At 39.9% G+C, this 6,475-nt stretch carries 9 protein-coding genes; 6 read left to right on the top strand and 3 right to left on the bottom strand.

The genetic code is table 11. The features are described from left to right. Window positions 1–304: transposase domain-containing protein (locus I8751_RS26190; protein ID WP_214442020.1), on the bottom strand; the 304-nt coding region annotated here is incomplete at its 3' end. A gap of 136 nt (window positions 305–440) precedes the next feature. Here I8751_RS26190 and I8751_RS26185 point away from each other — a divergent pair. From I8751_RS26185 to I8751_RS26170, 4 genes are all read left to right on the top strand, one after another. Further along, window positions 441–950: a TetR/AcrR family transcriptional regulator gene (locus I8751_RS26185; protein ID WP_225894422.1), complete on the top strand. Its 510-nt coding sequence runs from the start codon at window positions 441–443 to the stop codon at window positions 948–950. Between the two features lie 141 nt (window positions 951–1,091). Beyond that, complete coding sequence (locus I8751_RS26180) at window positions 1,092–1,406, top strand: hypothetical protein (protein ID WP_214442012.1); 315 nt, start codon at window positions 1,092–1,094, stop codon at window positions 1,404–1,406. Continuing rightward, entirely contained in the window at window positions 1,396–1,764 is a 369-nt protein-coding gene (locus I8751_RS26175) for a pentapeptide repeat-containing protein (protein WP_214442011.1), read from the top strand. The genes I8751_RS26180 and I8751_RS26175 overlap by 11 nt, the downstream gene beginning before the upstream one ends. 99 nt (window positions 1,765–1,863) lie before the next feature. Beyond that, window positions 1,864–2,724, top strand: a complete 861-nt coding sequence (locus I8751_RS26170) for an isocitrate lyase/PEP mutase family protein (RefSeq protein WP_214442010.1) — start codon at window positions 1,864–1,866, stop codon at window positions 2,722–2,724. Here I8751_RS26170 and I8751_RS26165 read toward each other — a convergent pair. Continuing rightward, entirely contained in the window at window positions 2,717–4,816 is a 2,100-nt protein-coding gene (locus tag I8751_RS26165) for a hydantoinase/oxoprolinase family protein (protein ID WP_214442009.1), read from the bottom strand. The genes I8751_RS26170 and I8751_RS26165 overlap by 8 nt on opposite strands. 269 nt (window positions 4,817–5,085) lie before the next feature. On the opposite strand from I8751_RS26165, the gene I8751_RS26160 reads away from it, so the two are divergent. Both I8751_RS26160 and I8751_RS26155 read left to right on the top strand, forming a co-directional pair. Next, window positions 5,086–5,598: a hypothetical protein gene (locus I8751_RS26160; protein ID WP_214442008.1), complete on the top strand. Its 513-nt coding sequence runs from the start codon at window positions 5,086–5,088 to the stop codon at window positions 5,596–5,598. A 5-nt stretch (window positions 5,599–5,603) separates the two neighbouring features. Continuing rightward, the gene (locus tag I8751_RS26155; RefSeq protein WP_214442007.1) at window positions 5,604–5,903 is read left to right on the top strand and encodes a hypothetical protein; all 300 of its coding nucleotides are present in this window, start codon (window positions 5,604–5,606) and stop codon (window positions 5,901–5,903) included. 2 nt (window positions 5,904–5,905) lie between these two features. On the opposite strand, the gene I8751_RS26150 is transcribed toward I8751_RS26155, so the two are convergent. Continuing rightward, complete coding sequence (locus I8751_RS26150) at window positions 5,906–6,469, bottom strand: HD domain-containing protein (protein ID WP_214442006.1); 564 nt, start codon at window positions 6,467–6,469, stop codon at window positions 5,906–5,908. Window positions 6,470–6,475: the final 6 nt, after the last annotated feature.

Below are 6,475 nucleotides of genomic sequence, written 5' to 3'. Positions count from 1 at the left end.
CACCCGTTGCCATTGGTTTTACCAGCTGATGAAACAATTGGCTCATCACCTTTGCACCTAATCTTTGTCGAGCTTGGGTAATTGCTGATTTACAAGGGACTCGCCAATATTTGCCAACTTTTACCCATGCCACAGAAAGACCATCTACTAAGTTTTTGAGTACATCCCGCATCGAATCTCTCGACCACAGGCTCATTGCTATTACCAGACTGACCATTAACTGCGCTGGTAGCGATCGCGTGCGTTCCTCTTCGGTTTTGGTATTAGCGATCGCCTGTTCAATTGCCGTTGCTGGAATAGCCATTTCGATTGCTTTCAGCAACTCAGTATTTTGTATATCAGGAGACACCAATGAAAAATCCCTCAGATGCACGGCATTTAATTTCCATTCTTGGTAACAATGCCTAATTTACATGATTTTGAGCCTTAACTGAACCGTATTGGGAGTTGATAAAGTTTTGATTTATCGATATTTTGAGAATCTTCCCTCGTTGCTACAAACTTTTGGCAAGGAAGGTAACTACTGGATTACAGTTGAAGAATTAATTGGGGATGAAACCACCTTCGATGCCGAATCGCTGACTGATTGGATGGTATTGTTGCTGACACGCTTTATGTATGACTTGCAAGAACGACCCATTACACAAGAGATTATGCGTTGGGAGTTACTCCAAGGCAATGAGTTGACGCATGAGTTAGCAACAGTGCGCGATCAAGTGGCGATTGAAAGTTTGGAATTTCTCAAGCAAAAGTATTCCTTCCCCCCAGATAAAGATATCCCTGCCATCAGTGCAGTTTTGATTGCTGGAATTGTTTATCTGGTTATGCGAACCAAAGTCAGCGATACATTCTTAGGAATTGATTTCAGTTCACCGATTGGATGGCAACGTATTGAAAGGGCGATCGCATCTCTACTTGGGGCAATTGTTGAAAATGATGAGCAAGTGTAGCAACCTGTATCAAGGCAGAAACGCAGCTTGGTAGTGTCCCGCCATTATTAAGACACACAAAAAATACCCAAAATGCGATCGCATCTCAGCCAATCGAGGAGTATCTTGGAAATAGAGGTTTGATCTTATTGAGTGGCGATCATGACTACAGAGGAATTCCTACGATTGATCGAAAAACAGCGCTCATGTCCCCAGACACTACCGAAAGCGTTGCGAGCCTTGTGGCATGACAAGCAAGGTGATTGGAACCAAGCTCATGAAATAGTTCAAAATGCTAGCGATGCTGATAGTGCCTGGGTTCATGCCTATCTACACCGTCAAGAGGGTGATCTGAGAAATGCTCGTTACTGGTATCAACGCAGCGGCCAGCCAGAGTTTTCAGGAGAGTTAAATCAAGAATGGCAACAAATTGCTTCTTTTTTATTGAAGAAGGTTAACACAACTCATGGATGCTGAAGAACTGAAGCGGCGTTATACCGCAGGAGAAAGATATTTTCCAGCAACAGACTTAAGTAAAACTAAGCTGATTGGAGCCTACTTACCTGGAATCAATTTATGGGGAGCCGACTTAAGTAGAGCTAACTTAGCCAAAGCCAAACTTTGGGGAGCCGACTTAAGTAGAGCTAACCTAGCCCAAGCCAACTTAACTAGAGCGAACTTAAGTGGTGTCAAATTGAAGGAAGCAAATCTCCGAGGAGCCAAACTCAACTTATCCAAATTGTACGGAGCAGATCTAACTGGTGCTTGTTATGATGACAGCACTATTTTTTCTAGAGGTTTTGACCCTATCAGTAGAAATATGAAAAAGTTTTAACTTTGCAACAGTTACCGTAAAAGGACTTCACATTTAAAGTGAGCTAACTCGCTGTATTCTCAAAATGTTACTTGCTTTCTCTGCATTAGATATTGCTTTATGTCTGCTAGACAAAAATTGCGGCAGTTACTGGCACGTCCGGAAATTATCGTTATTCCTGGGGTTTACGACTGTCTGAGTGCTAAGTTGGTTGAACAGGTAGGATTTGAAGTAGCGGCTACCAGCGGCTTTGGGATTGCCGCTGCTACATTGGGTTTACCAGATTACGGTTTTCTCACTGCTACTGAAATGCTCTATAGTGTAGGACGAATTGCCAACTCAATTAGTATTCCCTTGATTGCCGATTTGGATACTGGTTATGGCAACGCTTTGAATGTCATCCGTACAATTAAGGATGCTGTACAGTTGGGGGTTGCGGGAGTACTTTTGGAAGACCAAGAGTGGCCAAAAAAATGCGGTCACTTTGAAGGAAAGCGAGTCATCCCAACAGCAGAACATGCAGGAAAAATTCGAGCCGCAGTAGAAGCTCGTGGTGACAGCGATTTGGTAATTATTGCCCGTACTGATGCTCGTGGGCCACTGGGTTTAGAAGAAGCGATCGCTCGTGGTCAAGCTTACATCGCAGCCGGGGCAGATATACTATTCGTGGAAGCACCCCAGTCTATTGAAGAACTGCAAACTATAGCCGCTACTTTTCCCGATATACCACTGGTGGCCAATATTGTTGAAGGTGGTAAAACCCCCCAACTTTCTGCTTCTGAGTTACAACAATTGGGCTTTAAAATTGTATTTTTCCCACTCACTGGTTTGTTAGCAGTAACGCAAGTGATGACAGCTTGCTTACGCCACTTAAAAGAACAGGGAACGACAACTAATTTTCCCGACTTGGTTAATTTTCAAGATTTTCAAGAACTAGTCGGTGTTCCCAAGTATCTCCAAATGGAGCAGAAATTTAAGTAAGCCGATCTAAAACTAAATGATTATGTTTAGTTAACTGTGCTTGCCAATTAGGCTCAACTACAATCGTACTAATTTTTTCGACAATGATTGCAGTGCCATTAATTCTATCATCCGGCTGTAAATCTTCTCTGCGATAAACGGGCGTATTGTGCCACTGTTCACTGGTAAACATTTTGACTATCTCAATAGATTTGGGTATTTCATCTATCGCACGATTACGAGTAATTAACGGTTCTTCAGGAGTATCCATTTTCTGAATTACTTCTACTGAAGCAGACTCTACAATTAAGTTTTTGTCTAATTGGATGAAACCATAGCGAGATTGATGTTCTATCTCAAATTCTTGCCGCATCACTAGTATATTCAAGGCAAAATTTACATTTAAAGTAGAGTTAGTACCCTCATATTTTAAATTTAATTTTTTAACTACTTCTTCTGCAATGGTTCCTGTTTCTGAATTTAATTCACTTCTAGCTTGGGCTTCTAAAGATGCCATTAACTGCTGTAATTGAGGAATTAATGCTTGCTTTAAAGGTTGCTCTACTCCGCTTTCTCTCATTGCCCGGACATCAGCTAATCCCATTCCATAAGCAGAGAGAACTCCTGCATAAGGATGAATAAATATCTTTTTCATCCCTAGGGTATCGGCAATTAAACAAGCAACTTGTCCTCCAGCCCCACCAAAACAACAAAGCACATATTGGGTAACATCATAACCCCGTTGTAGGCTAATTTTTTTAATTGCATTGGCCATATTTTCGACAGCGATCGCTATAAATCCAGCAGCTACTTGTTCAGGGCTACTAGTACTATTTGTGGCAGTTTTAATCTCTTGAGCTAATTGTGTAAATTTCTGAATAACAATATTTTTATCTAAGGATAAATTGCCATCATTCCCAAAGATAGAAGGGAAATATTGGGGATGAATTTTGCCTAACATGACATTAGCATCTGTAACTGCTAATGGCCCACCCCGTCGGTAACAAGCAGGGCCAGGATTTGATCCAGCCGATTCTGGGCCGACACGATAACTAGAACCATCAAAAAAGAGAATTGAACCGCCGCCAGCAGCAATAGTATTAATTGCTAATACGGGAACTCGCATCCGCACCCCAGCAATTTCTGAATTTAGTTGTCGTTCATACTCTCCTTTAAAATGGGCTACATCTGTACTGGTTCCTCCCATATCAAAGGTAATTACTAACTCAAACCCTGCTCTTTTACTAGTTTGAACTGCGCCGACAATACCACCAGCCGGGCCACTTAAAATACTATCTTTGCCTTGAAATTGTTGGGCTGCAACTAAACCACCATCAGATTTCATAAACATTAATTTGACGTTGGGTAATTGACTAGCTACTTGGTTAACATAGCGACGCAAAATAGGAGTTAAGTAAGCATCTACAACTGTTGTATCTCCTCGATTAACTAATTTCATTAAAGGACTAACTTGATGGGATACTGAAATTTGTGTAAATCCAATATCTTCAGCAATTTGAGCAACTTGTTCTTCGTGGTAGGGATAGCGATCGCTATGCATCAAAACAATGGCACAACTACGAATGCCAAGGTTATAAATCGCTTGTAAGTCATTTTTGACTTGTTGAATATCGACTGGAACTAATTCATGACCATGGGCATCATAGCGCTCATTTACCTCAATAACTTGCTCATAAAGCATAGTTGGTAAAACTATATGACGAGCAAAGATATCCGGACGATTTTGGTAGCCAATTCGTAGTGCATCTTTAAAACCTTTGGTGATTAAAAGTGCCAGGCGATCGCCTTTTCTTTCTAACAGAGCATTTGTCGCTACTGTTGTCCCCATTTTTACTACTTCTATTAATTGTGTAGGAATGGGTTCATTCCTGGCAAGGCTCATCATATCCCGAATGCCTTGAATAGCTGCATCTTGATACTGTTCGGGATTTTCTGAAAGTAATTTATAGACGATAATCCATTGTTGGTTAGGAAGGGGAACTATTAAAAAACGTTCAGGATATCTTGACAATTTGTCTATTATTGCCTGCTGATTAGTAACAGCAACAAGATCAGTAAACGTCCCACCCCGATCAGCAAAAATTTTGAGCATAACTCAATTTTCTCAATAGTATAGAGGTAGAGTAACCTTTTTGGAAGATTTTTAATTACCTATTCACGAAGTATCCCCCAGGGAAGAGGTTGACTAACTGTCTTAACTGTCTCCAACATTTATTTATTAATTTCCTTAACTGTCTTATCTGTTCTTGATTTTTCTACTTTGGTGAGAGAAGATAAGCTAGCAGATTAAACTATTGGCTGACATCGCCATTATTTTAATAAATTTGATGTATTCACAAAAACTTGAGAGGTAAAGTGTACGTGAAATTTAAATCGATCTCTGTAGGCATTGGTTTAAGCATTTTTAGCAATTTGTTGGCAGTCAATTTCTTGCCACGTTTTGTATTTAATTCATCACGAGTTCTTGCTGAAGAAATTAGTTCTTCATGCCCTCTTCCATCAGAAATTGCCATTACTTTCCTTAACTCTAAATGTCAGGAAGTTAAACTAGAACAACCTCAAACTTTTTATCGTTATTATAGTAGTACTGAAAATAGATATGGTAGATATTTAACAGCTGACCAATATAAAACAAATGTAGAAGTAATCAAGAATCTAGCTCTTGATCAATCATGGGGCAATAAAGCCACTATGATACAACCAGTTACTTTGCCAGCAGGAATGACAGTTTATCAAGGCATTGTTGCCCCTCAAACCCCCACACAATGCTATCCTGGTGGTGGTCAACAGACTTTTATTAAAGATACAAGAGATCCAAATATTAAGTGGTCTGAGGGACAAAATATCGTCATCAAAGATTTTAGTTGTCCGTAAAATTTATGAAAACCAAGACAGAAGAATTTATCAAGCTGCTTGATCAAGCTATTAAAATTGCCGAACAAATCCGTACAGAACAGCAAATTAAACAACCTGAGTTTGGACATTCAGAGCGTTTAAATCATCTGGTCAATAACCTACAGTCTGTTAGAGATAAGACACTAAATGGTAATCTGGAACCATCGGCAGGAGTCTCAACTCTTGGACTAGCTCGTGAAGTAGCAGATTGGATTGAACCCTTAGATTCACCATTATTAAAAGTAGTAGGCGCGATAGAAGAATATTACCAAAAGTACCTTTAAACTTACTGGATAAACGCCTTGTAATCTGCAATTTTATTAGCTAAACGTGAAGCTAGAAAAGGACTTGCATCCTTCAAAGCTTCATGAATTTGAATACCTTCTTCTCGATAACGAATAATTTTGTCTATAGTCCAATGAGATGGTGGTGCTTGGAGATTGCTGATTCTATCTGCTAATTTCACCATCCAAATTTCTTGCGGTTGCTCTTTTATCCTCCGCAAACTATCTGCCATTTGCAGATGTTTTGCCAAACTTTCATTTTTAGTCAACGCAAGTATCCCATCAGCTATTACTTGGGAAAATTCGGCTTTTATTTCCTCAAAAGTAGTATCAGTATCTTCGATCATGTCATGTAAAATCGCACATGGAATGGCAAGGTCTCCGTTATTTTCTTTTTCTACATTGAGTGCTGCAATTACTTCCATGCTCACAAAACTCAAGTGCATGATGTAAGGTATTTCTGAGCCTGGTATTTTCTGCCCTTGATGTGCGTGTGCTGCGAACTTAAAGGCTTTGATATAATTTTCTGGCGGCCAGTTTTGTAAACTGAGTTGGTATTGTTCCATTGGTAG

The sequence above is a fragment of the Atlanticothrix silvestris CENA357 genome (genome assembly GCF_016056295.1).
GTDB classification, from domain to species: Bacteria; Cyanobacteriota; Cyanobacteriia; order Cyanobacteriales; family Nostocaceae; genus Atlanticothrix; species Atlanticothrix silvestris.
Note: the sequence above shows the minus strand (reverse complement) of the source record. Positions and strands in the feature narration are given on the sequence as shown.

Coding starts and splice junctions, on each gene's coding strand:
- I8751_RS26180 (WP_214442012.1), top strand. CDS start 1,092: ATGACTACAGAGGAATTCCTACGATTGATCGAAAAACAGCGCTCATGT.
- I8751_RS26175 (WP_214442011.1), top strand. CDS start 1,396: ATGGATGCTGAAGAACTGAAGCGGCGTTATACCGCAGGAGAAAGATAT.
- I8751_RS26170 (WP_214442010.1), top strand. CDS start 1,864: ATGTCTGCTAGACAAAAATTGCGGCAGTTACTGGCACGTCCGGAAATT.
- I8751_RS26165 (WP_214442009.1), bottom strand. CDS start 4,816: ATGCTCAAAATTTTTGCTGATCGGGGTGGGACGTTTACTGATCTTGTT.
- I8751_RS26155 (WP_214442007.1), top strand. CDS start 5,604: ATGAAAACCAAGACAGAAGAATTTATCAAGCTGCTTGATCAAGCTATT.
- I8751_RS26150 (WP_214442006.1), bottom strand. CDS start 6,469: ATGGAACAATACCAACTCAGTTTACAAAACTGGCCGCCAGAAAATTAT.